23 protein-coding genes and 4 pseudogenes are annotated in these 24,346 nt (G+C 59.1%); 12 read left to right on the forward strand and 15 right to left on the reverse strand.

Annotation, left to right across the window (positions count from 1 at the left end; all coding sequences use genetic code 11):
* Positions 1 to 121: 121 nt before the first annotated feature.
* From gcl to P3R38_RS17090, 6 genes are all read left to right on the forward strand, one after another.
* The gene (gene gcl, locus P3R38_RS17065; protein WP_023381458.1) at positions 122 to 1,897 is read left to right on the forward strand and encodes a glyoxylate carboligase; all 1,776 of its coding nucleotides are present in this window, start codon (positions 122 to 124) and stop codon (positions 1,895 to 1,897) included.
* Positions 1,898 to 1,951: 54 nt separating this feature from the next.
* On the forward strand, positions 1,952 to 2,734 hold the full coding sequence (gene hyi / locus P3R38_RS17070) for a hydroxypyruvate isomerase (protein WP_027907562.1): 783 nt from the start codon (positions 1,952 to 1,954) through the stop codon (positions 2,732 to 2,734).
* A 51-nt stretch (positions 2,735 to 2,785) separates the two neighbouring features.
* Complete coding sequence (locus P3R38_RS17075) at positions 2,786 to 3,676, forward strand: 2-hydroxy-3-oxopropionate reductase (RefSeq protein ID WP_023381460.1); 891 nt, start codon at positions 2,786 to 2,788, stop codon at positions 3,674 to 3,676.
* A gap of 155 nt (positions 3,677 to 3,831) precedes the next feature.
* A complete protein-coding gene (locus tag P3R38_RS17080) occupies positions 3,832 to 5,106 on the forward strand; it encodes a glycerate kinase (protein ID WP_023381461.1) in 1,275 nt (424 codons plus the stop codon).
* The gene (gene pyk, locus P3R38_RS17085) at positions 5,103 to 6,518 is read left to right on the forward strand and encodes a pyruvate kinase (RefSeq protein WP_023381462.1); all 1,416 of its coding nucleotides are present in this window, start codon (positions 5,103 to 5,105) and stop codon (positions 6,516 to 6,518) included. The genes P3R38_RS17080 and pyk overlap by 4 nt, the downstream gene beginning before the upstream one ends.
* A gap of 174 nt (positions 6,519 to 6,692) precedes the next feature.
* The gene (locus P3R38_RS17090) at positions 6,693 to 7,568 is read left to right on the forward strand and encodes an urea transporter (protein WP_277686451.1); all 876 of its coding nucleotides are present in this window, start codon (positions 6,693 to 6,695) and stop codon (positions 7,566 to 7,568) included.
* Between the two features lie 401 nt (positions 7,569 to 7,969).
* Here the strand turns inward: P3R38_RS17090 and P3R38_RS17095 are convergent, their stop codons facing one another.
* Positions 7,970 to 8,734, reverse strand: coding sequence for an RHS repeat-associated core domain-containing protein (locus tag P3R38_RS17095; protein WP_277686452.1), 765 nt, complete (start codon positions 8,732 to 8,734; stop codon positions 7,970 to 7,972).
* 161 nt (positions 8,735 to 8,895) lie between these two features.
* Between P3R38_RS17095 and P3R38_RS17100 the strand changes: the two genes are divergently transcribed.
* Together P3R38_RS17100 and P3R38_RS17105 are read left to right on the forward strand one after the other, a co-directional pair.
* A complete protein-coding gene (locus tag P3R38_RS17100) occupies positions 8,896 to 9,717 on the forward strand; it encodes an ion transporter (protein ID WP_277686453.1) in 822 nt (273 codons plus the stop codon).
* Positions 9,718 to 9,934: 217 nt separating this feature from the next.
* Positions 9,935 to 10,933, forward strand: a complete 999-nt coding sequence (locus tag P3R38_RS17105) for a sulfate ABC transporter substrate-binding protein (RefSeq protein ID WP_023381466.1) — start codon at positions 9,935 to 9,937, stop codon at positions 10,931 to 10,933.
* Positions 10,934 to 10,955: 22 nt separating this feature from the next.
* Here the strand turns inward: P3R38_RS17105 and P3R38_RS17110 are convergent, their stop codons facing one another.
* Together P3R38_RS17110 and P3R38_RS17115 are read right to left on the reverse strand one after the other, a co-directional pair.
* Complete coding sequence (locus tag P3R38_RS17110) at positions 10,956 to 11,882, reverse strand: class I SAM-dependent methyltransferase (protein ID WP_104881429.1); 927 nt, start codon at positions 11,880 to 11,882, stop codon at positions 10,956 to 10,958.
* Positions 11,883 to 11,992: 110 nt separating this feature from the next.
* Complete coding sequence (locus P3R38_RS17115) at positions 11,993 to 12,889, reverse strand: DMT family transporter (protein ID WP_023381468.1); 897 nt, start codon at positions 12,887 to 12,889, stop codon at positions 11,993 to 11,995.
* 133 nt (positions 12,890 to 13,022) lie between these two features.
* Here P3R38_RS17115 and P3R38_RS17120 point away from each other — a divergent pair, with 133 nt between their 5' ends.
* The 3 genes from P3R38_RS17120 to P3R38_RS17130 all read left to right on the forward strand — a co-directional run bounded on the left by P3R38_RS17120 (position 13,023) and on the right by P3R38_RS17130 (position 16,261).
* Entirely contained in the window at positions 13,023 to 13,460 is a 438-nt protein-coding gene (locus P3R38_RS17120; protein WP_023381469.1) for an Lrp/AsnC family transcriptional regulator, read from the forward strand.
* 523 nt (positions 13,461 to 13,983) lie between these two features.
* Positions 13,984 to 15,516 (forward strand): NCS1 family nucleobase:cation symporter-1, encoded by a 1,533-nt coding sequence (locus P3R38_RS17125; RefSeq protein WP_277686454.1) that lies wholly within the window; start codon positions 13,984 to 13,986, stop codon positions 15,514 to 15,516.
* A 16-nt stretch (positions 15,517 to 15,532) separates the two neighbouring features.
* The gene (locus P3R38_RS17130; protein ID WP_023381471.1) at positions 15,533 to 16,261 is read left to right on the forward strand and encodes an aspartate/glutamate racemase family protein; all 729 of its coding nucleotides are present in this window, start codon (positions 15,533 to 15,535) and stop codon (positions 16,259 to 16,261) included.
* Positions 16,262 to 16,354: 93 nt separating this feature from the next.
* Here P3R38_RS17130 and P3R38_RS17135 read toward each other — a convergent pair whose 3' ends face one another.
* From P3R38_RS17135 to P3R38_RS17180, 10 genes and pseudogenes are all read right to left on the reverse strand, one after another.
* The gene (locus P3R38_RS17135; RefSeq protein ID WP_027907564.1) at positions 16,355 to 17,548 is read right to left on the reverse strand and encodes a D-amino acid dehydrogenase; all 1,194 of its coding nucleotides are present in this window, start codon (positions 17,546 to 17,548) and stop codon (positions 16,355 to 16,357) included.
* Positions 17,549 to 17,597: 49 nt separating this feature from the next.
* Positions 17,598 to 17,936 carry an FKBP-type peptidyl-prolyl cis-trans isomerase gene (locus tag P3R38_RS17140; protein WP_023381473.1) on the reverse strand — a complete coding sequence of 113 codons (339 nt, stop codon included), beginning with the start codon at positions 17,934 to 17,936 and terminating at the stop codon, positions 17,598 to 17,600.
* 86 nt (positions 17,937 to 18,022) lie between these two features.
* Positions 18,023 to 18,430, reverse strand: coding sequence for a GFA family protein (locus tag P3R38_RS17145; protein ID WP_104883428.1), 408 nt, complete (start codon positions 18,428 to 18,430; stop codon positions 18,023 to 18,025).
* Positions 18,431 to 18,505: 75 nt separating this feature from the next.
* On the reverse strand, positions 18,506 to 18,640 hold the full coding sequence (locus P3R38_RS17150; RefSeq protein WP_277686455.1) for a hypothetical protein: 135 nt from the start codon (positions 18,638 to 18,640) through the stop codon (positions 18,506 to 18,508).
* A gap of 144 nt (positions 18,641 to 18,784) precedes the next feature.
* Positions 18,785 to 19,399, reverse strand: a complete 615-nt coding sequence (locus P3R38_RS17155) for a hypothetical protein (RefSeq protein WP_277686456.1) — start codon at positions 19,397 to 19,399, stop codon at positions 18,785 to 18,787.
* 385 nt (positions 19,400 to 19,784) lie between these two features.
* Positions 19,785 to 20,513: pseudogene (locus P3R38_RS17160) on the reverse strand (RHS repeat-associated core domain-containing protein); the annotation flags it as partial.
* A 133-nt stretch (positions 20,514 to 20,646) separates the two neighbouring features.
* Entirely contained in the window at positions 20,647 to 21,030 is a 384-nt protein-coding gene (locus P3R38_RS17165) for an Imm10 family immunity protein (RefSeq protein ID WP_277686457.1), read from the reverse strand.
* An 11-nt stretch (positions 21,031 to 21,041) separates the two neighbouring features.
* Positions 21,042 to 21,974: pseudogene (locus P3R38_RS17170) on the reverse strand (RHS repeat-associated core domain-containing protein); the annotation flags it as partial.
* Positions 21,975 to 22,219: 245 nt separating this feature from the next.
* A complete protein-coding gene (locus P3R38_RS17175; protein ID WP_277686458.1) occupies positions 22,220 to 22,669 on the reverse strand; it encodes a hypothetical protein in 450 nt (149 codons plus the stop codon).
* Positions 22,670 to 22,783, reverse strand: coding sequence for a toxin C-terminal domain-containing protein (locus tag P3R38_RS17180; protein WP_252189408.1), 114 nt, complete (start codon positions 22,781 to 22,783; stop codon positions 22,670 to 22,672). It abuts the gene before it with no gap.
* Positions 22,784 to 22,830: 47 nt separating this feature from the next.
* Between P3R38_RS17180 and P3R38_RS17185 the strand changes: the two are divergent.
* Positions 22,831 to 23,005 (forward strand): annotated as a pseudogene (locus P3R38_RS17185) (transposase); the annotation flags it as partial.
* Here the strand turns inward: P3R38_RS17185 and P3R38_RS17190 are convergent.
* Positions 23,002 to 23,583 carry a hypothetical protein gene (locus P3R38_RS17190; protein WP_104881419.1) on the reverse strand — a complete coding sequence of 194 codons (582 nt, stop codon included), beginning with the start codon at positions 23,581 to 23,583 and terminating at the stop codon, positions 23,002 to 23,004. The pseudogene P3R38_RS17185 and the gene P3R38_RS17190 overlap by 4 nt on opposite strands.
* 245 nt (positions 23,584 to 23,828) lie before the next feature.
* Positions 23,829 to 24,314, reverse strand: a pseudogene (locus tag P3R38_RS17195) (RHS repeat-associated core domain-containing protein); the annotation flags it as partial.
* Positions 24,315 to 24,346: the final 32 nt, after the last annotated feature.

The following is a 24,346-nucleotide window of genomic DNA, read 5'->3' on the forward strand; positions in this document are numbered from 1 at the left end:
CGGGCGCTCGAACGAAAGCGAACTGCCCCGATGAAAATCCATTGACCTGAGCCGCCAGGCGTGAATACACTCTGGCACAAAGCAAGTTGTATACAATTACAAAATCAATGAGGCACAAACCATGAGCAAAATGAGAGCAATCGATGCAGCCGTTCTGGTCATGCGCCGTGAAGGTGTAGATACCGCGTTCGGCATCCCGGGGGCAGCCATCAACCCGCTGTACTCGGCCCTGAAGAAAGTCGGTGGCATCGATCACGTCCTCGCTCGTCACGTCGAAGGCGCCTCCCACATGGCCGAGGGCTACACCCGCGCCAATCCGGGCAACATCGGCGTGTGCATCGGTACGTCCGGCCCTGCCGGCACCGACATGGTCACCGGCCTGTACAGCGCCTCGGCCGACTCCATCCCGATCCTCTGCATCACCGGCCAGGCGCCGCGTGCCCGCCTGCACAAGGAAGACTTCCAGGCCGTCGACATCACCAACATCGTCAAGCCGGTCACCAAGTGGGCCACCACCGTTCTGGAACCCGGCCAGGTGCCTTACGCCTTCCAGAAGGCCTTCTATGAAATGCGCACCGGCCGCCCAGGCCCAGTGCTGATCGACCTGCCGTTCGACGTGCAGATGGCCGAAATCGAATTCGACATCGACGCCTACGAGCCGCTGCCAGTCCACAAGCCGTCCGCTACCCGCGTACAGGCTGAAAAGGCCCTGGCCCTGCTCAACGACGCCGAGCGCCCGCTGCTGGTGGCCGGTGGCGGCATCATCAACGCCGATGCCAGCGACAAGCTGGTCGAGTTCGCCGAGCTGACCGGCGTGCCGGTGATCCCGACCCTGATGGGCTGGGGCACCATCCCGGACGACCACGCACAGATGGTCGGCATGGTCGGCCTGCAGACCTCGCACCGCTACGGCAACGCCACCCTGCTCAAATCCGATCTGGTGTTCGGTATCGGTAACCGTTGGGCCAACCGCCACACCGGTTCCGTCGACGTCTACACCGAAGGCCGCAAGTTCATCCACGTCGACATCGAGCCAACCCAGATCGGCCGCGTGTTCACCCCGGACCTGGGGATCGTTTCCGATGCCGGCAAGGCGCTGGACGTGTTCCTGGAAGTCGCCCGCGAGTGGAAAGCCGCTGGCAAGCTCAAATGCCGCAAAGCCTGGCTGGAAGACTGCCAGGAGCGCAAGGCCACCCTGCAGCGCAAGACCCACTTCGACAACGTGCCGGTCAAGCCGCAGCGCGTCTACGAAGAAATGAACCAGGTCTTCGGCAAAGACACCTGCTACGTCAGCACCATCGGCCTGTCGCAGATCGCTGGCGCGCAGTTCCTGCACGTCTACAAGCCACGCCACTGGATCAACTGCGGCCAGGCCGGCCCGCTGGGCTGGACCATCCCTGCCGCCCTCGGTGTGGTCAAGGCCGATCCAAAGCGCAAAGTGGTTGCGCTGTCGGGTGACTACGACTTCCAGTTCATGATCGAAGAACTGGCCGTGGGCGCGCAGTTCAACCTGCCATACGTCCACGTGCTGGTGAACAACGCCTACCTGGGTCTGATCCGCCAGGCTCAGCGTGGCTTCGACATGGATTACTGTGTACAACTGGCGTTCGAGAACATCAACGCCACCGACGCCGCCACCTACGGTGTCGATCACGTCGCCGTGGTCGAAGGCCTGGGCTGCAAGGCCATTCGCGTGTTCGAGCCGGGTGAGATCGCCCCTGCCCTACTCAAGGCGCAGAAAATGGCCGAAGAGTTCCGCGTGCCGGTGGTGGTCGAAGTGATTCTCGAGCGTGTGACCAACATTTCCATGGGCACCGAGATCAACGCGGTCAACGAGTTCGAAGACCTCGCCCTGGTCGGCAACGACGCACCGACCGCCATCTCGCTGCTGGACTGATCGCCTGACGCCCCCAGGCTTGAACTGGGGGCCTTCATCGCAAGGAGACCACTCATGCCTCGCTTCGCTGCCAACCTGTCCATGCTGTTCACCGAACAGGACTTCCTGGCCCGCTTCAAGGCTGCCGCCGACGCTGGCTTCAGCGGCGTCGAATACCTCTTCCCGTACGACTTCAGCGCTGCCGAAATCAAGCAGCAGCTCGATGCCCACGGCCTGACCCAGGTGCTGTTCAACCTCCCAGCGGGCGACTGGGCGAAGGGCGAGCGCGGTATCACCTGCCACCCTGATCGGGTCGAAGAATTCCGTGCAGGTGTCGACAAGGCCATCGAGTACGCCAAGGTGCTGGGCAACACCCAGGTCAACGCCTTGGCCGGCATTCGCCCGCAAGGTCCGGACTGCGCCACTGTGCGCAAGACCTTCGTCGAGAACCTGCGCTACGCCGCCGACAAGCTCAAGGCCGCCGGTATTCGCCTGGTCATGGAAATGATCAACACCCGCGACATTCCAGGCTTCTACCTGAACAACACCCAGCAAGCCCTGGAAATCCAGGCCGAGGTGGGTAGCGACAACCTGTTCCTGCAATACGACATCTACCACATGCAGATCATGGAAGGTGACCTGGCTCGCACCCTGGAAGCCAACCTGAAATTGATCAACCACATCCAGCTGGCCGACAACCCGGGCCGCAACGAACCCGGTACCGGCGAGATCAACTACCGCTTCCTGTTCGAGCACCTGGACCGCATCGGCTACCAGGGCTGGGTGGGCGCGGAGTACAAGCCGCTGACCACCACCGAAGCTGGCCTGGGCTGGCTGAAAACGCACAACGCGATCTGAATCCTTTGCTCCCACCGGGAATGCGAACAAATATAAAAGAGGTAATTTCTCATGGCTAAAATCGGTTTCCTCGGCACCGGCATCATGGGCAAACCCATGGCCCAGAACCTGCAAAAAGCAGGTCACAGCATCTTCGTTTCCACCCACCACGACGCCGCCCCTGCCGACCTGATCGCCGCTGGCGCAGTGGCCCTGGCCAACCCGAAGGAAGTGGCCCAGGAAGCCGAGTTCATCATCGTCATGGTGCCGGACACCCCACAGGTCGAAAGCGTGCTGTTCGATGAGAACGGCGTTGTCGAGGGCGTAGGTCCAAACAAGGTAGTGATCGACATGAGCTCGATCTCGCCCACCGCGACCAAAGTCTTCGCCGAGAAGATCAAGGCCACCGGCGCTGCCTACCTGGACGCGCCGGTATCCGGCGGTGAAGTCGGCGCCAAGGCCGCGACCCTGAGCATCATGGTCGGTGGCTGCCCGAAAGCCTTCGAGCGCGCCCTGCCGCTGTTCGAAGCCATGGGCAAGAACATCACCCGCGTCGGCGGTAACGGCGACGGCCAGACCGCCAAGGTCGCCAACCAGATCATCGTCGCCCTGAACATCCAGGCCGTTGCCGAAGCCCTGCTGTTCGCTGCCAAGAACGGCGCGGACCCTGCCAAGGTCCGTGAAGCTCTGATGGGCGGCTTCGCTTCGTCGAAGATCCTTGAAGTGCACGCCGAGCGCATGATCAAAGGCACCTTCGACCCAGGCTTCCGCATCAACCTGCACCAGAAGGACCTGAACCTGGCCCTGCAAGGCGCCAAGGAACTGGGCATCAACCTGCCCAACACCTCCAATGCCCAGCAAGTATTCAGCACCTGCGTGGCGCTGGGCGGCGGCAACTGGGACCACTCCGCGCTGATCAAGGGCCTGGAGCACATGGCCAACTTCTCGATCCGCGACCTCTAGGAGCGAGCGTAGCTCGCGATGAAGCACACGCTGCCTGACCTGCGACCACAGGCCAGGCAGTGACCCGAGCAACACCCGCCCCTGGTTCGGCCTGCACGGAGGCAGTTCCAGGGGCGTTTTCGATTCTGCAGAACAAAAACAATTGGGAGCCTGCCATGTCGGTCGATCCGCAAAAACTTCTCCGCGAGCTGTTCGACACAGCCATCGCCGCCGCCCACCCGCGCCAAGTCCTCGAACCCTACTTGCCCACCGACCGTAGCGGTCGGGTCATCGTCATCGGCGCCGGCAAGGCCGCAGCCGCCATGGCCGAAGTGGTCGAAAAGAGCTGGCAGGGCGAAGTCTCCGGGCTGGTCGTGACTCGCTACGGCCACGGCGCCAACTGCCAGAAGATCGAGGTGGTCGAAGCCGCCCACCCGGTCCCCGATGCCGCCGGCCTCGCCGTGGCCAAGCGCGTGCTCGATCTGGTCAGCGACCTGACCGAAGACGACCGCGTCATCTTCCTGCTATCCGGCGGCGGCTCCGCCCTGTTGGCCTTGCCGGCCGAGGGACTGACCCTGGCCGACAAGCAACAGATCAACAAGGCACTGCTCAAGTCCGGCGCTACCATCGGTGAGATGAATTGCGTGCGCAAGCATCTGTCGGCGATCAAGGGCGGTCGCTTGGCCAAGGCCTGCTGGCCGGCCACCGTGTACACCTATGCCATCTCGGACGTGCCGGGCGACCTGGCCACGGTCATCGCTTCCGGCCCCACCGTGGCGGACCCGAGCACTTCGGCCGATGCCTTGGCCATCCTCAAGCGCTACAACATCGAAGCCCCCAAGGCCGTCATCGACTGGCTCAACAACCCGGCCTCGGAAACGGTCAAGGCCGATGACCCGGCCCTGGCACGCAGCCACTTCCAACTGATCGCCAGACCCCAGCAGTCACTGGAGGCCGCAGCGGTCAAAGCTCGCCAGGCAGGCTTCAGCCCGCTGATCCTCGGCGACCTGGAAGGCGAATCGCGCGAAGTGGCCAAGGTGCATGCCGGTATCGCCCGACAGATCGTCCAGCATGGCCAACCGCTCAAGGCGCCCTGCGTGATTCTCTCCGGCGGCGAGACCACCGTGACCGTACGCGGTAACGGCCGTGGCGGGCGCAATGCCGAGTTCCTGCTGAGCCTCACCGAAAGCCTCAAAGGCCTGCCGGGCGTGTACGCCCTGGCCGGCGACACCGACGGCATCGATGGCTCGGAAGAAAACGCCGGCGCCATCATGACCCCGAGCAGCTACGCCCGCGCCGAGGCGCTGGGCCTGTCGGCCAGTGACGAGCTGGACAACAACAACGGCTATGGCTACTTCGCCGCGCTGGATGCGCTGATCGTCACCGAGCCGACCCGCACCAACGTCAACGACTTCCGCGCCATCCTGATTCTCGAGACTGCCCAATCATGACGCCTGATAAAAAAGTTAAGATCCTCGCCACCCTCGGCCCTGCGATCAAAGGCATCGACGACATCCGCCAGCTGGTCGAAGCCGGGGTGAACATCTTCCGCCTCAACTTCAGCCACGGCGAGCATGCCGACCACGCCCTGCGCTATCAGTGGATTCGTGAGGTCGAGCAGCAGCTGAACTATCCGCTGGGCATCCTCATGGACCTGCAAGGGCCTAAGCTTCGTGTCGGCCGCTTTGCCGAAGGCAAGGTCCAACTGCAACGCGGCCAGGCGCTGCGCCTGGACCTGGACAAGGCCCCGGGCGACAGCCGTCGGGTCAACCTGCCGCACCCAGAGATCATCGCAGCCCTTGAACCGGGCATGGACCTGCTGCTGGACGATGGCAAGCTGCGCCTACGCGTGACCGCCAAGCACAGCGATGCCATCGACACCGAAGTCCTGGCCGGTGGCGAGCTGTCCGACCGCAAGGGTGTCAACGTGCCGCAAGCGGTGCTCGACCTCTCGCCACTCACCGAAAAGGACCGCCGCGACCTGGCCTTCGGCCTGGAGCTGGGTGTGGACTGGGTGGCCCTGTCGTTCGTGCAGCGCCCTGAGGACATCGTCGAAGCGCGCCAGCTGATCGGCGATCGCGCCTACCTGATGGCCAAGATCGAAAAGCCATCGGCAGTCGAACAGCTGCAAGCCATCGCAGAGCTTGCGGATGCGATCATGGTGGCCCGTGGCGACCTGGGTGTGGAAGTGCCGGCCGAAAGCGTGCCGCAGATCCAGAAGCGCATCATCGGCACCTGCCGCCAGCTGGGCAAACCGGTGGTGGTGGCCACGCAGATGCTCGAATCCATGCGCTTCTCGCCCGCGCCGACCCGTGCCGAAGTCACCGACGTGGCCAACGCCGTGGCCGAAGGTGCCGATGCGGTGATGCTGTCGGCCGAGACCGCCTCGGGGGACTACCCGCTGGAAGCCGTGCAGATGATGAGCAAAATCATCCGCCAGGTGGAGAACGGCCCGGACTACCAGGCCCAGCTCGACGTTGGCCGGCCGAAGGCCGAGGCCACCGTGTCGGACGCCATCAGCTGCGCCATCCGCCGTATCAGCGGCATCCTGCCGGTAGCGGTGCTGGTCAACTACAGCGAGTCGGGCGCCTCGACCCTGCGCGCGGCACGCGAGCGGCCACGGGCACCGATCCTAAACCTGACACCGAACCTGAACACCGCGCGGCGCCTGAGCGTAGCCTGGGGCGTACACTCGGTGGTCAACGACCGCCTGCGCCAAGTGGATGAGATCTGCTCGACCGCACTGGAGATTGCCCAGGCGCAAGGCATGGCCAGCCGTGGCGACACGTTGCTGATCACTGCCGGCGTGCCTTTCGGCAAGCCCGGGTCGACTAACACGCTGCGGATCGAGACCTTGATCTGACAGCCCATCGCCGGTACGCCGGCTCCTACAGGATTTTCGCGATACCCCTGTAGGAGCTGGCGAAGCCTGCGATGGAGGGCAAAGCCCTCCCCATACACAAATACAACAGACATGCGGAAAACCGAGGCCCAAAAGAGGCCCACCGCCCTCCCATCAACCTCACTGACTGCCCCGATGTACACCAAAAATTTCGTCAACCCGTGCCCTGACTGGGCCACGGCGTTACTCAACGGCTTCAGCCAGGTGCTGCTGCTGCGCAACCCCCTGTGCGGCCTGTGCTGCCTGCTGGCCATACTGCTGACCGCCCCGAACCTGGTCGGTGGTGCCCTGCTCGGCGCCCTGGCCGGGCTGCTCACCGCGCAAGCCCGCGGCTACGACCGTGCCGACCGCCAGGCCGGGCTGTACTGCTACAACGGCGTGTTGATCGGCATCCTGATCACCGCCGTGCTGCCCTGGTCAGCCATCCTGCCGCCACTGATCATCGCCGCCGGCGGCCTGTCCAGCATCATCACCCACCAGTGGCGCAAGCGCGGCGGCAAGCTGCTGGTCGCCTACACTGCACCCTTCGTGCTGCTGGGCTGGGCCACACTGCTGATCGCCAGCCCCTCGCCCAGCGGCTTCGTCGAGGCCGACCCGCTGTACGCGTTGGCGCGCGGTGTGGGCCAGATCTTCCTGCTCGACCAGCCGCTGGCTGGCTTGCTGATCATCGTCGGCATGTTCATCGCCAACCCTTATGCCGCGCTGTGGGCAGTGATCGGCTCGGCCATCGGTGGCGGCGTGGGACTGCTCGCCGATCAAGCTCAGGCCACATGGTTTGGCCTTTATGGTTTCAATGCCGCACTCGCGGCATTGGCCTTTAGCCGACAGGGTGAAAAACCGTGGGTGACACTGCTGGCGATTGCCCTGGCCCTGTTGCTGCAAGCGCTGTTGAACGTGATGCCCATTTCAGGACTGACAGCCCCTTTTGTACTGGCCTGCTGGCTAATGCATTCAGGTAACCAGCTCTGGCAACTTTTGCTGCGTCGTAACTCCTTGCGTCTACCCAATTGATGGCTTAGGCACATCGGATGTGCCAGGCTCTCACAGACAAGCAGTCATATTTACCAGGGTCTGTATGAAAAGTCTTGAGACGAAGGTCAGGCAAGGCGAAAACAGCCGAGGAAGCGGAGTTTACGGGTTGTAAACGAGCGTTCCGAGGCTGTTTTCAACGCAGCATCACCGAGTTTCAAGGCTTTTCGTACAGAGCCTAGGCCTCACCGAAAGCAAACACCCGATCTACAATTGCCTGCAGTTCCCGCTGCTCCCTGACTTTGCCTCATCCTATGCTCCACTTCGCCAATTTCACTGCTCTGGGTACGCTGGTGATTGGGAATCATCTGGTCCATGCTCATCGGTTGAGTACCCGGCCGGTCAATAGCAAAGGCATCCCCAGTTGAACAGTATGCTGGCTGCTAACTATGAGGTGATGTTCCGGGTCGCCCTTTACGTATGGCAGCTGCCAGCCCAGGCAGGGTCAGTTTCGAATAATCAGTCATGCCTGAATCGTTGATGACAATCGTGTCGGGAGAATATTTCAGTTCGCTATTTTCTCCCATTCGTACGCATCTCGGATTGACTGTCATCAGCGTGAATCCTTCCTCAGTGAACTTTTTGATAGCTTTAAATGGTTCTAAACCAATACCCTCGGCAGAAACAAGATGCTCACGGATGAATAGGCGTCGATCCCCACTTACATAGAATCTTCCACGGAACTCCGCATCCGGATCCAGACGCTCCCAAACCTTTCCATTTAACGATTTTGCAACAAATGACTGGATGCGTTTGCCCTTGGGAGCTGCTGGGTCATATGAAAAACCCCGAATTCGATATTTACTGTTATCGATTTGTTGGAAAGCCGGTTCGAAAGCCGTCCAATTACTTTTATATCGATGACTACCTTGGGGGTCGATGAAATTGACCGGATCGCCTCCACAATATGCATAAGCATTGACCCCTCCGGCCTTGAAGGGGCTCAATACATCCGGACTGCAGAAACGCATCAGAACCGGGCTGTATACTCGGTTCCCGTTCCCCAGCAGATACCCTTGTACTGCGCAATCCAGTAACTGCCCGTTGTAACCCAGTCGATGACCACGTATGTCGTTACCCAAGTAGCCATAGACTGAATAGGCTGATGAATTGATTGACCTTTGGGCTGTGCCGATCCTATCGTTCATTTCCTTCTCCAAAAGCAGCTTCGCCTTTACACTTATACTGAATCGCAGGGCAGATAAACGAAACTGGCACTTCTACCAGGTTGGCTCCGATCTTCGTTATGTTGCTAGCCCAGACAAAGACCATCTAGGCTTGAATTTCATGTCACCGGAATCTTCTTCACATGCCCAGCCCGCAATCCTTACGCGAACGCCTCTACATCATGGTCTTCCAGACCGACACCGTAGCCGGCCGGCGCTTCGACAAGATCCTCCTGCTGATCATCCTGGCCAGCCTGGTCACCGTCATCCTTGACAGCATCGACGAGGTGCATCAGGGCTACGCCGGCCTGCTGGCCGGCATCGAGTGGGGCTTTACCGCGATCTTCCTGGCCGAGTACCTCACCCGCCTGTACTGCTCGCCCAAACCCTTGCGCTATGCCTTCAGCTTCTATGGCCTGGTCGACCTGCTGGCGATCGTGCCGGGGATCATCGCGCTGTACTACAGCGATGCCCAATACCTGCTGATCATTCGGGTGATCCGGATGCTGCGGATCTTCCGGGTGCTCAAGCTCAGCCCCTACCTCAAGCAGGCCCATTACCTGATCGAGGCGTTGCGGGGCAGCAAGCAGAAGATCATCGTGTTCCTGGTCAGCGTGTCGACCCTGGTCACGGTGTTCGGCACCTTGATGTACGTGATCGAAGGACCCGAGCATGGCTTTACCAGCATTCCCAAAGGCATTTACTGGGCCATCGTTACCCTGACCACGGTGGGCTTTGGCGACATCGTGCCGAAGACGCCGCTGGGGCAAGTGGTGTCGTCCCTGGTGATGATCATTGGTTACTCGATCATCGCCGTGCCAACCGGGATCTTTACCGCCGAACTGGCCAATGCCATGCGCGGGGAGCAACTGCAGCACGATTGCCCGACCTGCAGCAAGAAGAGCCATGAGCATGGCGCGGCGTTCTGTTCCCGGTGTGGGAATGTGCTGTTTCCCAAACAATGAGGTTGCCTGGACCGACCCTTTCGCGGGTAAACCCGCTCCCACAGGATCACCACAGGCCCAAACTGCGCGCGGCCCCTGTAGGAGCGGGTTTACCCACGAAGAGGCCGGCACTGGCAAAAGCATAACCAAAGTCGTTTTTGTTCTTTAACCCCTACAAACCCACCCGTTATAGTCGCTGGCAATCTGCCCCGATAATCTTCAAGAACAAGGAAGCAACGTGAAAAGACTCTTCACCGCCTCGCTGCTCGCCGCAGGCCTGGCCTTGGGCAACCTCGCCCAGGCCGCCCCCACCCTGCTCAACGTGTCCTACGACGTGATGCGCGACTTCTACAAGGACTACAACCCGGCCTTCCAGAAGCACTGGGAAGCCGAGCACAAAGAGAAGGTCAACGTGCAGATGTCCTTCGGCGGTTCCAGCAAGCAGGCACGTGCGGTGATCGATGGCCTGCCGGCCGATGTCATCACCATGAACATGGCCACCGACATCAACGCCCTGGCCGACAACGGCAAGCTGGTGCCGGACAACTGGGTGACCCGCCTGCCGAACAACAGCGCGCCGTTCACTTCGGCTACCGTGTTCATCGTGCGCAAGGGCAACCCCAAGGCACTGAAAGACTGGCCCGACCTGCTCAAGGACGGCGTGCAGGTGATCGTGCCCAACCCCAAGACCTCGGGTAACGGCCGCTACACCTACCTCTCGGCCTGGGGCTACGTGCTCAAGCAGGGGGGTGACGAAACCAAGGCCCGCGATTTCGTCGGCAAGCTGTTCAAGCAGGCACCGGTGCTCGATACCGGTGGCCGCGCCGCGACTACCACCTTCATGACAAACCAGATCGGCGATGTGCTGGTAACTTTCGAGAATGAGGCGGAGATGATCGCCCGCGAATTTGGCCGCGACCAGTTCGAAGTGGTTTACCCAAGTGTGTCGGCCGAAGCCGAACCACCAGTCAGCGTGGTGGACAAGGTAGTGGCCAAGAAAGGCACCCAAGCCGTGGCCGAGGAGTACCTGAAGTACCTGTGGTCGCCAGCGGCCCAGGAAATCGCCGCGCAGAACTACCTGCGCCCGCGTGACGCCACGGTACTGGCCAAGTACACCGACCGCTTCCCGAAAGTCGACTTCCTCTCGGTGGAGAAGACCTTCGGTGACTGGCGCACAGTCCAGAAGACCCACTTCAACGATGGTGGCGTGTTCGACCAGATCTACACTGGCCAATAACCGATTGCAGGCCCTGACACCGTCATCCCTGACGGAACACCAGTGCCTTCAGCCCACCCGCCGGGTCCGCATCCGGAAACTCCGGCGGGTTGTCCAGCCGCTCCACGAACTGCAGCCTCGGCGCCTGTTCGGCCATCCCTTGAATGAGAAACTCCGGCCCAATGCCCGGGTCGTTGACACAGGCGAGCACAGTGCCGCCCTCGCTCAACATCTCAGGCAAACGCCGCAGGATCTTCGCGTAATCCTGGGTCAGCACGAAACTCCCACGCTGGAAGGTAGGCGGATCGATGATGATCAGGTCATACGGCCCGTACTTGCGCACCTTGCCCCACGACTTGAACAACTCATGCCCCAGGTATGCCACCCGTGAAGCATCGTGGCCATTGAGCCGGTGGTTGTCGCGGCCGCGGGACAAAGCGGACTTGGCCATGTCCAGATTCACCACCTGCTGGGCCCCGCCGGCAATGGCCGCCACGGAGAAACCACAGGTATAGGCAAACAGGTTCAGCACCCGCTTGCCGGCGGCCTGTTCGCGCACCCAGCGCCGGCCGTAGCGCATGTCCAGAAACAGTCCGTTGTTCTGCCGCACACCGAGGTCGAGCAGGTAGGTCAAACCGTCCTCGATCACTTCGCGCTGTTGGCAAGGTTCGCCCACCAGCCACTGGCCAGGGCTGTCCGGCAGATAACGGTGCTGAATGAGAATGGCCTGGCCTGTCCACTGTGGGCGTTCGGCAAGCGCTTGCAGCATGGCTTGCAGTTCCGCGAGCTGACCTTCAGGCGGCTCGCGGAACAGTGCAACCGAGAGCACGCCTTGCAACCAGTCGACCGTGATCTGCTCCAGGCCCGGCCAGCACCGACCACGGCCATGGAACAGGCGACGGGTTTCCTGGGGGGCTGGGTCAAGGGCGCTGAGCAGATGCTGTTCGAGGGTGTGGATCGGCGAAGTCATGGCGGGTCGCAAGCGAATAAAAGGAGCCATTCTACCGCTGCCGACCGCTTCGCGGGTAAACCCGCTGCCACAGGACCGCTACGTACCCGCGAAACGGTCGGCAACGCACCTCATTCTTTTACCGCGACCTGCGCCGAACGGAACCACCACCCCTGCTGCATCCCCGCCGCCGCCAGCAGAATCAACGCCACACCCAACCATTGCAACGGCGCCAGCCGGTGCCCGAAGGCCACCCAGTCAACCAGGATCGCTGCAATCGGGTAGATGAACGACAACGCCCCAGTCAATGCCGTGGGCAGACGCTGGATCGCGCTGTACAGCAGCACGTACATCAGCCCGGTGTGAACGATGCCCAAGGTCACCAGGCTACCCAACGCCGAAGGCTCGCCAGGCAACCCACCCATCCCCACCCAGGGCGCCAGCAGCAGTACCCCAGTGGCCACCTGGATCAACGCAATCAGGTGGGGCGGCGTGCCGCTCAGGCGTTTGATGATCAACGCAGCGATCGCATAGAGCAACGCTGCGCCCAAAGCCAGGGCAATCCCGAGCAGGTACTGATCACCGCTGGCCTGCCCCGCACCGTGGGCACTGACGATAGCCAACATGCCCAGGAACGCCACACTGAGCCAAGTCACCTTGGGCAAGGTGATTTTCTCACCTAGGAACAGTGCCGCCAGCCCCACCAGCATGAAGGGCTGCACGTTGTACACCGCTGTGCCGATGGCGATGGAAGCTCGCGAATAGGACGCGAACAGCAACACCCAGTTGCCAACGATGGACACCCCACTGGCAATCGCCAACACAACGGCAGTACGGCTGATGACTCCCGGCCTGAGAAAACCGAACGCCGCGCAAATCACCAGTAACGTGCCGGTGCCGAACACACAGCGCCAGAACACCACCTCCAGCACCGGTTGCCCGGACACCAGCACGAACCAGCCAATGGTTCCCGAAATCAGCATGGCGGCGACCATTTCCAATGAGCCGCGGCGTAGTGAACTGTCCATCTCACACCTCCGGTTGACGATGGCGACAGTATGCAGAGGGCGAACGATGACCTTCCAGCGGTTATCCAAGGCAAATCCATGAGAACGCCTTTACTATCAAGGCAAGATCTCAAGAAAACCTTACGAGGCAAAAATGACCGACGCCATCGACCAATGCTTGATCAACGCCTTGATGGAGGACTCCCGCCGCTCGCTCAAGGCGCTGGCGCAGCTCAGCGGCCTGTCGGCCCCCAGCGTCAGCGAACGCCTGCGCCGCCTCGAAGAGCGCGGTGTGTTGCGTGGCTACACCGTGGACGTCGACCCGCGCTGCTTCGGTTACCAGTTACAGGCCATCGTACGCATCCGCCCGTTGCCGGGGCAGCTGCAAGAGGTGGAGCGCCAGATCATCGCCATTCCCGAGTTCACCGAGTGCGACAAGGTCACCGGTGAAGACTGCTTCATCGCCCGGCTGCATGTGCGCTCGATGGAGCAGCTCGACACTGTGCTCGACCGTATCAATGTGCTGGCTGAGACCAACACCGCGATCATCAAGAAAAGTCCGGTGAAACGGCGGCTGCCGCCCATGGAATGAGCATCCTCATCGCCCGCCAGCCGGCCCTCGGCGGACGACGGCGAACCTGCAGGAGCCGGCTGCCGTTGAAAAGGCCACCGCAAAACCTGACTATTTTTTGTACACAATAATGTAACCATAGGTGCCATTTTTGTGTGCACTTTATTAAGTAACGCCCCAATACGTTACACAACACCAACCCCTGAATTTGACCACTCGATCAACTAACTAGTGCTGAAAAAAAATAAAACTGTTCAACTGGTCAACTTATAAATCTTTATTTTCATCAAGTTACGGCTCAGTTTCGTTACTTCTATTAAGCATCATTCCTGGCGTTGACTTTTGCCTGGCACGGAACTCGCTTTTGTGTGCTTGTGCTTTGTATACAAACGATGCAAAACATAAATACACAATAACCCGCGACGCCGGTCCAAACCCGTCTGTCGCGCCCAGAACCCAGTGATGCCAACGCTGCACCGACGAGATGGCGAGCCCGTGCGCATGCCCGCTCATCGCAGTCCACGCGCATCAGGAGCCTGCCGGAATGAGTACCAGCCTCGACCTTGCCCCTGAACTATCCGTTGTCAGCGCCAACCCTCCCTCCCCTGTTGCCGGTGGTGCGCCGGCAATCGAACTCAGCCCACGCCTGCACAATCGCGACTTGGCTCCGACGCGAGCCGAGGGTCGGCGCTGGGGCGGGTACAGTATCTTCGCGTTGTGGACAAATGATGTGCACAACATCGCCAATTATTCCTTTGCCATGGGTTTGTTCGCCCTGGGCCTGGGTGGCTGGCAAATCCTCCTGTCGCTGGCGATCGGTGCGGCGCTGGTGTACTTCTTCATGAACCTGTCCGGCTACATGGGACAGAAAACCGGCGTGCCTTTCCCGGTCATCAGCCGTATCGCCTTCGGCATCCATGGCGCGCAGATTCCGGCACTGATCCGCGCGGTCATTGCCATCGCCTGGTTCGGCATCCAGACCTATCTCGCATCGGTGGTCCTGCGTGTGCTGCTGACGGCCGTCTGGCCGCACTTGGCGGCCTACGACCACGACAGCATCCTGGGGCTGTCGAGCCTGGGCTGGGTATGCTTCGTGGCGATCTGGCTGGTGCAACTGGTGATCCTCGCCTACGGCATGGAGATGGTTCGCCGCTATGAGGCTTTCGCCGGCCCGGTGATCCTGCTGACGGTCGCGGCCCTGGCCGTGTTCATGTACTTCAAGGCCGACGCTCGCATCGCCTGGTCGGTGGCCGAACCGCTGTCCGGCTACGAGATGTGGCGCAACATTTTCGCTGGCGGTGCGCTGTGGCTGGCGATCTATGGCACCCTGGTGCTGAACTTCTGCGACTTCGCTCGCTCTTCGCCGTGCCGCAAGACCATCCGCGTGGGCAACTTCTGGGGCCTGCCGGTGAACATCCTGGTGTTCGCCGCCATCACCGTGGTGCTGTGTGGCGCGCAGTTCCAGATCAATGGCCAGATCATCGACAGCCCGACCCAGATCGTCGCCAGTATCCCCAACACTCCGTTCCTGGTACTGGGCTGCCTGGCCTTCCTGATCGTCACCGTGGCGGTGAACATCATGGCCAACTTCGTCGCCCCGGCGTTCGTGCTCAGCAACCTGGCCCCACGCCACCTGAACTTCCGCCGCGCCGGGCTGATCAGCGCCACGCTGGCGGTGCTGATCCTGCCGTGGAACCTGTACAACAGCCCGCTGGTGATCGTGTACTTCCTGTCTGGCCTCGGCGCCCTGCTCGGCCCACTGTACGGCGTGATCATGGCCGACTACTGGCTGCTGCGCAAAGGCCGCATCAACGTGCCGGAGCTCTACAGCGAGAACCCGACCGGCGCCTACCACTACAGCAAGGGCATCAATCTACGCGCCGTTGCCGCCTTCACCCCGTCCGCACTGCTGGCCATCGTCCTGGCCCTGGTGCCCAACTTCCATGGCATCGCGCCCTTCTCCTGGCTGATCGGCGCCGGCATCGCGGCCGCGCTCTATCTGCTGATCGCGCCGCGCAACGGCCAATACCACGATGTCAGCGGTGAGTGCATCGCCGTCGACCACAGCAGCCATTGATCAAGGAGGATCGTCCATGCGTATTCTGATCGCCAACGTCAACACCACCGAAGCCATCACCGAGGCCATCGCCGAACAGGCTCGCAGCGTGGCCGCGCCCGGCACCGAGATCGTCGGCCTGACCCCCTGGTTCGGCGCCGAATCGGTGGAAGGCAACTTCGAGAGCTACCTGGCCGCCATTGCGGTCATGGACCGCGTGCTGGCCTATGAAGGCCCCTACGATGCGGTGATCCAGGCTGGCTACGGCGAGCATGGCCGCGAAGGCCTGCAAGAGCTGCTGAACGTGCCGGTGGTGGACATCACCGATGCCGCCGCCAGCACCGCGATGTACCTGGGCCATGCGTATTCGGTGGTCACCACCCTGGACCGCACCGTGCCGCTGATAGAGGACCGCTTGAAGCTTTCCGGGCTGTACGACCGCTGTGCGTCGGTGCGCGCCAGTGGCCTGGCAGTGCTTGAGCTGGAGGCCGACCCGCAGCGTGCAGTGGAGGCTATTGTCGAGCAGGCCGAACGCGCCGTGCGCGAGGACAAGGCCGAGGTGATCTGCCTGGGTTGCGGCGGCATGGCCGGGCTCGACGAGCAGATCCGCCAGCGCACCGGCGTGCCGGTGGTCGATGGTGTGAGCGCGGCGTTGACCATCGCCGAATCGCTGGTGCGGATGGGGTTGAGCACGTCCAAGGTGCGGACCTACGCGACGCCGCGGGTGAAGAAGGTGGTGGGTTGGCCGATGCGGCTCGGGCGCTGACAGATCGGCTGTCGGTACTGGCCCTATCGCCGGCAGGCCGGCGCCTACTGGCATCTCATTGGCGCCGGCTTGCCGGCGATAGGGCCGGTAACTTCAAACCAACATCCGCGCCAGCCGCTCCCCGCTACCGCAGGCCAAGGTAAAGCCCAAGGCCCCATGCCCGAGGTTCAACCAGAGGTTGCGATAAACCGTTGCACCGATGATCGGCACCCCGGTCGGTGTCGCAGGACGCATCCCCGCCCACTCCACCGCCTGGCCATAATCGGCCGCCCCAGGCAACGTGCTGCGGGCCATCCGAAGCATGCTCTGAAACCTGCGCGCATCCACGGACTCGTCGAACCCAACGATATCCACCATCGCCGCGACGCGCAGTTGCTCATCCAACCGTGCATACACGATCTTGCGCTCATAGTCGGTGATGCTCACCTGTGGCGCTCGATGGCTCGGCGCAATCGGCGCGGTCAGGCTGTAGCCCTTCAGTGGATAGATCGGCAGTTTCAACCCTGGCAAAGCCAGCCCTGGGCTGCGATACCCCGCGCATAAAACCAGGTGCTCCACGTCCAACTGCTCATGACCGAGTTGCAACCCGATCACCTTATCATTGCGCCTGATCAAGCGGCTAACCGGCTTGCCCAGTAGAAAACGGCACAACCCCGAGGCACGTAGACGCTCGGCCAGTCGTTGGCAAAAACGATGACAATCGGCGACCTCCTCATCTGGCGTATACACCCCCCCGATGAAAGGTGTTTCGAGCAGTGACGGCTCGAGCGCCCGCAGTTCTGTGGCCCCCAGCACCTGCTGGCGTGTTGGGTCCAGCAGATGATCACGCCCAAGGGTAAAAGCGCGCTCGCTACGAAAAGCGACCAGCTTGCCATTGCGCCGCCAGGCAAAATTCGCCAGTCCGTCTTCCTCACGCCAGCGCTGCAGCGCGGCCTGGCTGTGCAGGGCCAAATCCAGCAGCACGTGGGCATTGCGCCGGTTCACCGAACGCCGACAGGCCAGCATGAACGCGGCCAGCCAGCGCCATTGCGCCGAGTCCAGTCGCAAGCGCAGGCGCAAGGGCGAGTCTCCTTGAAGCAACCAACCCAGTGCCTGCCAGGGCACCCCCGCATCGGCCAGCGGCGCGACATAGCGATAGGACAGCTGCCCGCCATTGGCAAAACTCGTGGCACTGGCCAGGCTGTCACGTGCTTCGATCAGGTCGACCGACAAGCCCTCGCGCACCAACGCATAGGCCGTCGCCAGGCCAATCACCCCACCGCCGATTATCGTTACTCGTTGGCTCATGCCGCTTCCTTGCCAGACATCCGAATCCAATTGCGCGATTGCCTAGGTATCAATCATCCCGCGTCAGCACTTCCAGCAACTCGATCTCGAACGTCAGGTCCGAGTTCGGCGGAATCGCGCCAACGCTACGCTCGCCGTAGCCCAGATGGGCCGGCACTTGCAACTTGCGTTTGCCGCCAACGCGCATGCCCATCAGGCCTTGATCCCAGCCCTTGATCACGCGGCCGGTGCCGATGACGCACTGAAACGGCTTGCCACGCGACCACGATGAGTCGAACTCGCTGCCGTCGGCCAGCCAGCCGGTATATTGGGTGGTGATCAATGCGCCCTTGACCACGGCTTTGCCGTCGCCTTGTTCAAGGTCGATGATCTGCAGTTCGCTGCTCATGGCATGCTCCAACGGTAAAAATCAAAGCCGCCCTTTTCTCAGGAATGCAGTGGTTTGGCAAGCTCGCGAGTATTGCACGGTACGGGTCAGCCGAGCTGTTCGAAGGCCTGCTCGCCGGTCAGCTCCTTGGTCTGATTGGCGAAACAGTACCAGGCTGGTTTCTGTTCGACGAAAATCTGCAGGTCGAAATCCCAGGTCTCATCGCCATCGAGCAAACCGACCGGCACCGCATAAAAGTCGTTTGCCTTGAGTCGGTAGTACAGGTGCGTGCCGCACTGGCCACAGAAACCGCGCTGTGCCCACTCAGAAGAGTCGTAGACGCTAGGAGAGCGTCCTTCGAATGTCGGTGGCTGGCTGCAGTGAACCACCAGCAGCGGACCTCCGGTCCACTTGCGGCACATGCTGCAGTGGCAGGCGCTGATATGGGTGTTATCGACCGTGACGCTGAGGCGGGTGGCACCACAGAGGCACGTGCCTTGTTTTTCGAGGGCCATGGGTGCAGTCCTTTGGACGGAGGCTGGGCAGGTGAGTATAGATGCCTGTACCGGCTTCATTGCCGGCGAGCCGGATCAAATGAGGTTGCCCGCTTCGTCATGGAACCATTGCAGCTTGCTGTCGGCATTGATGGCCTGGATCAGCTTGCCGTTGCCGTCGTAGGCAAAGGTTTCTTCCTGGCGCTGGTCGCCCTGGCGGGCCGAGCCCATTCACTTATAGCCTTGGCGTGGGCGCTGCTGCCATCCCCTTCCAGATTCATGCCGCGATATAGACATGGTACAGCCCACTTGCGGCCAAAAAACTTGATCGCTAAGTAGTTGGCTACGCCCATCTTACTCTAACCCGCTAAAATATTACCGCAGAGGAATAGGCAACCGCCTTGTCAACGGTCGCAACTGTTCCCTGTCATCCCATAAACCCGGAAATATCTCAAATTTCAAATCATCTCGATTGATTCCAGCATCATAATAGCGCGACAACCTATCAGAGAGATCTTGATCACCCCACATATTTGTCAACTCATGAGCCTCGATAATATCCCGATCATCCCGAACAGAAAGGTCATGCTTTATAACCGGAGCCCCATATGTCTCCGGATTATCTCCCACCCCTACATCTATAAGCTTTCCACCATAGAATGAAAACTTATCACCTCCTCCTTTGAAGTGATCACCATCCGCCACACTGTATGGCTTAATCCAGTATCGTTGCGGGACAACAATATCAGCACCCCATCCTTCGACAGAGAACTTCCTGACACCTAATTTTTTTTGGACCACACTACCTACAAAAACTTGAAATAGCGGCCTAACTTTTCTCCAATCCACATCACTCCATTCGTCCTCAGTGCGAAACACATCGAACACACATAAAACTGTCTTACCAACCATATTGGCGACTGTATAAAGCCCATCTCTAACCTGCAGAACTAAAAAATCCCCTACTTTCCACACAATCCGTTTATTCATCTTCACCCCCTCAAATTGCACATACTACTCCACTAATGGCCACCTGCGAATCGAGATGATTCTTGGCAGCGACCGTGTACTCTGTACGACGACCGTTCTTTTCTCCAACTGGATTTTGTCGGTTCGCAGCTCCCTCAAGACCGCCGTTCGCTAGGAAATAATGCTGTTCCAAACCACGAGCTGTATCTTTACCATCTTGACCATAACCGCGATATAAAACTTCAGGCGCAGAACCACCAAAACGCTCATAGTTCCCACCATATCTGTATTTTACAACTTCCGGGGCCGACTTATCACCAGGCATACTGGCGTAGCCTACATACGGCTTACCCGTTGCTTGATCAATGGCCTGATAAGTGACATGGGTCGAGTTAGCGGGGTTTCCCGCCAACCCCAGAGGATCAGTCCAGACCGTTGGGTTTACAGTGTATGCATAGAGGTTCAGGCCGCCAGCATAACTAATAGGGTCCTGAGCAATGAATCGCCCAACCCTCGGATCATAGTACCGATAACGGTTGTAATGCAGCCCGGTTTCGTGATCGTGGTACTGCCCCTGGAAGCGAATCGGGTTACTCATCCCAACCTGCTTGGCCCACTCCGAGCGCACCTCGCGCACGTCACCCCACGCCTTGTACTGCCCCGCCCACGCCACCTCTCCGTGGTGGTCGGTCAGCTCCATCGGCGTGCCGAGGTGATCGCACTGGTACCAGGCAATCGCATCGATCGGCTGCGGCTTCACTTCGTGCTGCCACAGCGGGTCCTGGTCGATGTCGTATTCGCGTCCACGCCAGTCCGGCTGCCGTAACAGGCGAATCGGTGCCTTGCGCAGCGCCTGCGCGACGGGCACGAAGCTGTCCGGTTCGTACAGGTAGTGCACGGTCCGCCCGGTCTCGCCTTCGTCCTGCGGCGGCGAGCTTTCCCAGGCGAGGTTGTCGCCATCCCAGCCGTACAGGGTGTAACCGCAACCCAGTTCGCGCTGGCGCTTGGCGCGTTGCATCTGGTTCCAGCCACTGCCCGCACGGGGATCGTCGTAGTGATGCGCGGTCGAGTGTTTGTGCAGGCGACGGCCCAGGGCGTCGTAGCTGTACGCGACGCTGAGCTTGCCATCGTCGAAGCACCTGGCACCAACTCTGACTGTAAGCCCCCGAAATAGTTAAAAAATGAGTCTGAGCAGCGCAGTTTTTCCTCCTGGTGGCTTAACTAGCGCTGTGTTCCAATTACCAAACGCCGCCTCATTTTAAAAGTCATTAAAAACGAACGAGAGGCGTATCCCCATGGAAGATTTTGCTCAAAGCGCTATATATGTCATTCACACCTTCTGAAACCCCAGAAGTATTCACCTCAATTGCCTTTATAGGCTTAACCCAATCACAAGAGCCTACAAAGTTAAAAATAATTCTATCTGAAAAAATCTCTACTCTGTCCACCCCCCCATAACCTGCAACGCCAGGGTTTCCAATTTCAACATAGTAAGTATCTAGCCCTAACTCCTGATCCTGCTCATCCACCTCATCAGATCTTTGGAGGATAATAAAGTCCACTGGATCCTCAGAATCATCTGCAAGGCCGACCGTTAACACATCATACTCATGATCCGCATGAAAGGTATTTGCTGAAAACTTTTTGTCCATAGTCACCCTCGTTACCGCCCTTTACCGGCGATCCATGTTTTAGTTTCACCGTTTTCTGACCAGGTATACTTGATTATTGCTCCTGACGTTGCTGAAGCCTTGTTCATTTTACCTTTGCACGAAGGACATGGAGGGTACTGCCCATCAATCACCATAACATCCCCCTGCTGCAGTGGTATCTGTTTTACTGCTCTAGCCTCCGTATGTTTGGCCAGAGAACTTCTTGGAAATCCTAAGGCTCTTTCTTCCTCAGTCATGTTTCCACTGTAAAGAACACATGAGACAATGTTGTGTTGACCTTCAGCATCATGCACATTTACCACTGCAGTGTGAACGCCTTTGCCACTGCCGAATTTGTTGAGCCCCAGTGGATCAATCCACTCCACAGGGTTCGGCGCATAGGCATACAGGTTTAAACCGCCGCCGTAGCTGATCGGGTCCTGGTTCACGAACCGCCCAGCCCTCGGATCATAGTACCGATACCGGTTGTAATGCAGCCCGGTCTCATGATCGTGGTACTGCCCCTGGAAGCGAATCGGGTTGCTCATCCCAACCTGCTTGGCCCACTCCGAGCGCACCTCGCGCACGTCACCCCACGCCTTGTACTGCCCCGCCCACGCCACCTCTGCGTGGTGGTCGGTCAGTTCCATCGGCGTACCGAGGTGATCGCACTGGTACCAGGCAATCGCATCGATCGGCTGCGGCTTCACTTCGTGCTGCCACAGCGGGTCCTGGTCGATGTCGTATTCGCGTCCACGCCAGTCCGGCTGCCGTAACAGGCGAATCGGTGCCTTGCGCAGCGCCTGCGCGACGGGCACGAAGCTGTCCGGTTCGTACAGGTAATGCACGGTCCGCCCGGTCTCCCCTTCGTCCTGCGGCGGCGAGCTTTCCCAGGCGAGGTTGTCGCCATCCCAGCCGTACAGCGTGTAACCGCAACCCAGTTGCCCGCTTCGTCATGGATGCGATACAGATGGCCCTGGATATCGTAGTTGTTCATCATCACTGAGCACGATTTCTTGCGAACTCATAACACCACCCCACGTCCTGGCTGACCCTGGAAGAGTAGTCAAATAGAAAATTTTTTTTGAGACAGAACACTAGGGGCGGTGGCTTATTGCAGGCGACCAAATAGAAATTTACACACTGACAGTCCCGCCGCGGCCACAGAACTACGATGGGGCGAAAGGCCCTATATATAAGGCGACTCAAAATCCTCGACATTTAACTCCGTGGGCACCCCTTTCAATAGCTCCGGCAGCTCAAAGGGGCATATGACATACATATAATAATCATAACCAAAATGGAACTCTACCTTCTCAGAGACAAGCTCACACCATATCTGCTCACGCAAAACCTCTCTCACCACATTCAGCGCATCTGGTAAAACGATTTTCTGACCATCTTTGTAATTAGTTTCTTCGACGAATACCTCCAGCTCTTGGACTTCCAACCGATCCACGTGTGAAAGCTTGCACACGTCTCGGACAAACCCTACGTACTGACCTTCAATAATCAAATATTCTTCGAGGCCGACCTTAGCGCCAACATCTAAGTAACTTGCCCATTCACTTTCGGGAGAAGACAAACCACCAGCGCTGCCACCCCCTTTATATTTAGTGACTCTGTACGAATTACCCATTTAATCACCAATTCTATTCAAGTCTATATCATAGGTCCCGGAGCGCGTCCTTCGGCTGCCGAGTTTTTTAACACTGTCCGCACCTTTCCAAACCCCACCGTTATGTTTATCCACATCCGGCGTTCTTGTTTCTATCTTTCCCGGGATTCCGTGAAGAACCTTTTTATAGGTCCAAGTACCGACAACGCAACATCATCGAGCGCATGTTTGGCTGCCTGAAAGAAAACCGCCGCATCGTGACACGCTTCGACAAACTCGCGAAAAGCTATGCGACCAAAGTCTCGCTGGCATTGTTCCATGCGGTGTTTGCGACATCTCTCTTCGTACAGAAACTAATCCAGGACAACTTTAAATCTATCACTTCCTGAACAACGTGTCAGAAACTCACGACACACCTTCTCATTTCCATTCAAGGCAATACAACCATAGCCCACATCTTCATGAGGATAAATTGCAACACTCAAGGATGGATTAATATAGAAACACTGACATCCTATTACACCCGAGTAACACATCATCAACCTTGAAAGATCAATGAAGTCAGCATAATCAAGACTAAAGCTTAGAGAGCTTGCGACCAAGGGAGCCTCCCCAAACCTAAAACTTTCATACTCGTTAGTCATTGGCAAAAGCAATCGCCTAGATTTCATCTTTTCATAAATACGCTGATACCTTCTGATTACCTCCTTATCTTTCTCTCTTTTGTCATCGAACGAAAGCGCGGTAAGAATCACAACCCTTTCATTGCTTGCCCCAAAAAAGCCCTCAAATAGTGAAACAGCCTCATCTACCAGCGAGAGCGAGAAACCATGTTTCTTTTCAAAATACCCCACCCAATTAGCCGAAGCACTAAATCCGCCGAAATTGATATCGCTTAACGAAAAGCTATTTTTCAATTTTGATAACTTTTGCATCACTCATCCCTACTGTTATTTTTTCTTTCGCTCTGGCTCAGATCTTCCTATACCAACCTTCCACTCGCCTTGCTTGTCGCTATGAGACGTATCACTCTTGCTCCATATCTCATTCGTCTTACTATTCTTATAGTCTCCCCCCTGAGCTTCACAAAGTCTTCAGGATGGGTTGATGGCGTCCTGACGATATCCCCTACCTCTGCACTATTCACTTTCTTCTTAGGGTTATCCAAGAAGCACATGGAAAGACCGAATGGATCAATCCACTCCACAGGGTTCGGCGCATAGGCAAACAGGTTTAAACCGCCGCCGTAGCTAATCGGGTCCTGACTCACAAACCGCCCGACCCTCGGTTCATAGTACCGATAACGGTTGTAATGCAGCCCCGTCTCATGATCGTGGTACTGCCCCTGGAAGCGAATCGGGTTGCTCATCCCAACCTGCTTGGCCCAGTCCGAACGCACCTCGCGCACGTCACCCCACGCCTTGTACTGCCCCGCCCACGCCACCTCTCCGTGGTGGTCGGTCAGCTCCATCGGCGTACCGAGGTAATCGCACTGGTACCAGGCAATCGCATCGATCGGCTGCGGTTTCACTTCGTGCTGCCACAGCGGGTCCTGGTCGATGTCGTATTCGCGTCCACGCCAGTCCGGCTGCCGTAACAGGCGAATCGGTGCCTTGCGCAGCGCCTGCGCGACGGGCACGAAGCTGTCCGGTTCGTACAGGTAATACTTGGCAGATCGGAGAAGGGGGAGCATCCCAA

This window comes from Pseudomonas sp. NyZ480, from assembly GCF_029537255.1.
Lineage (GTDB): Bacteria > Pseudomonadota > Gammaproteobacteria > Pseudomonadales > Pseudomonadaceae > Aquipseudomonas > Aquipseudomonas taiwanensis.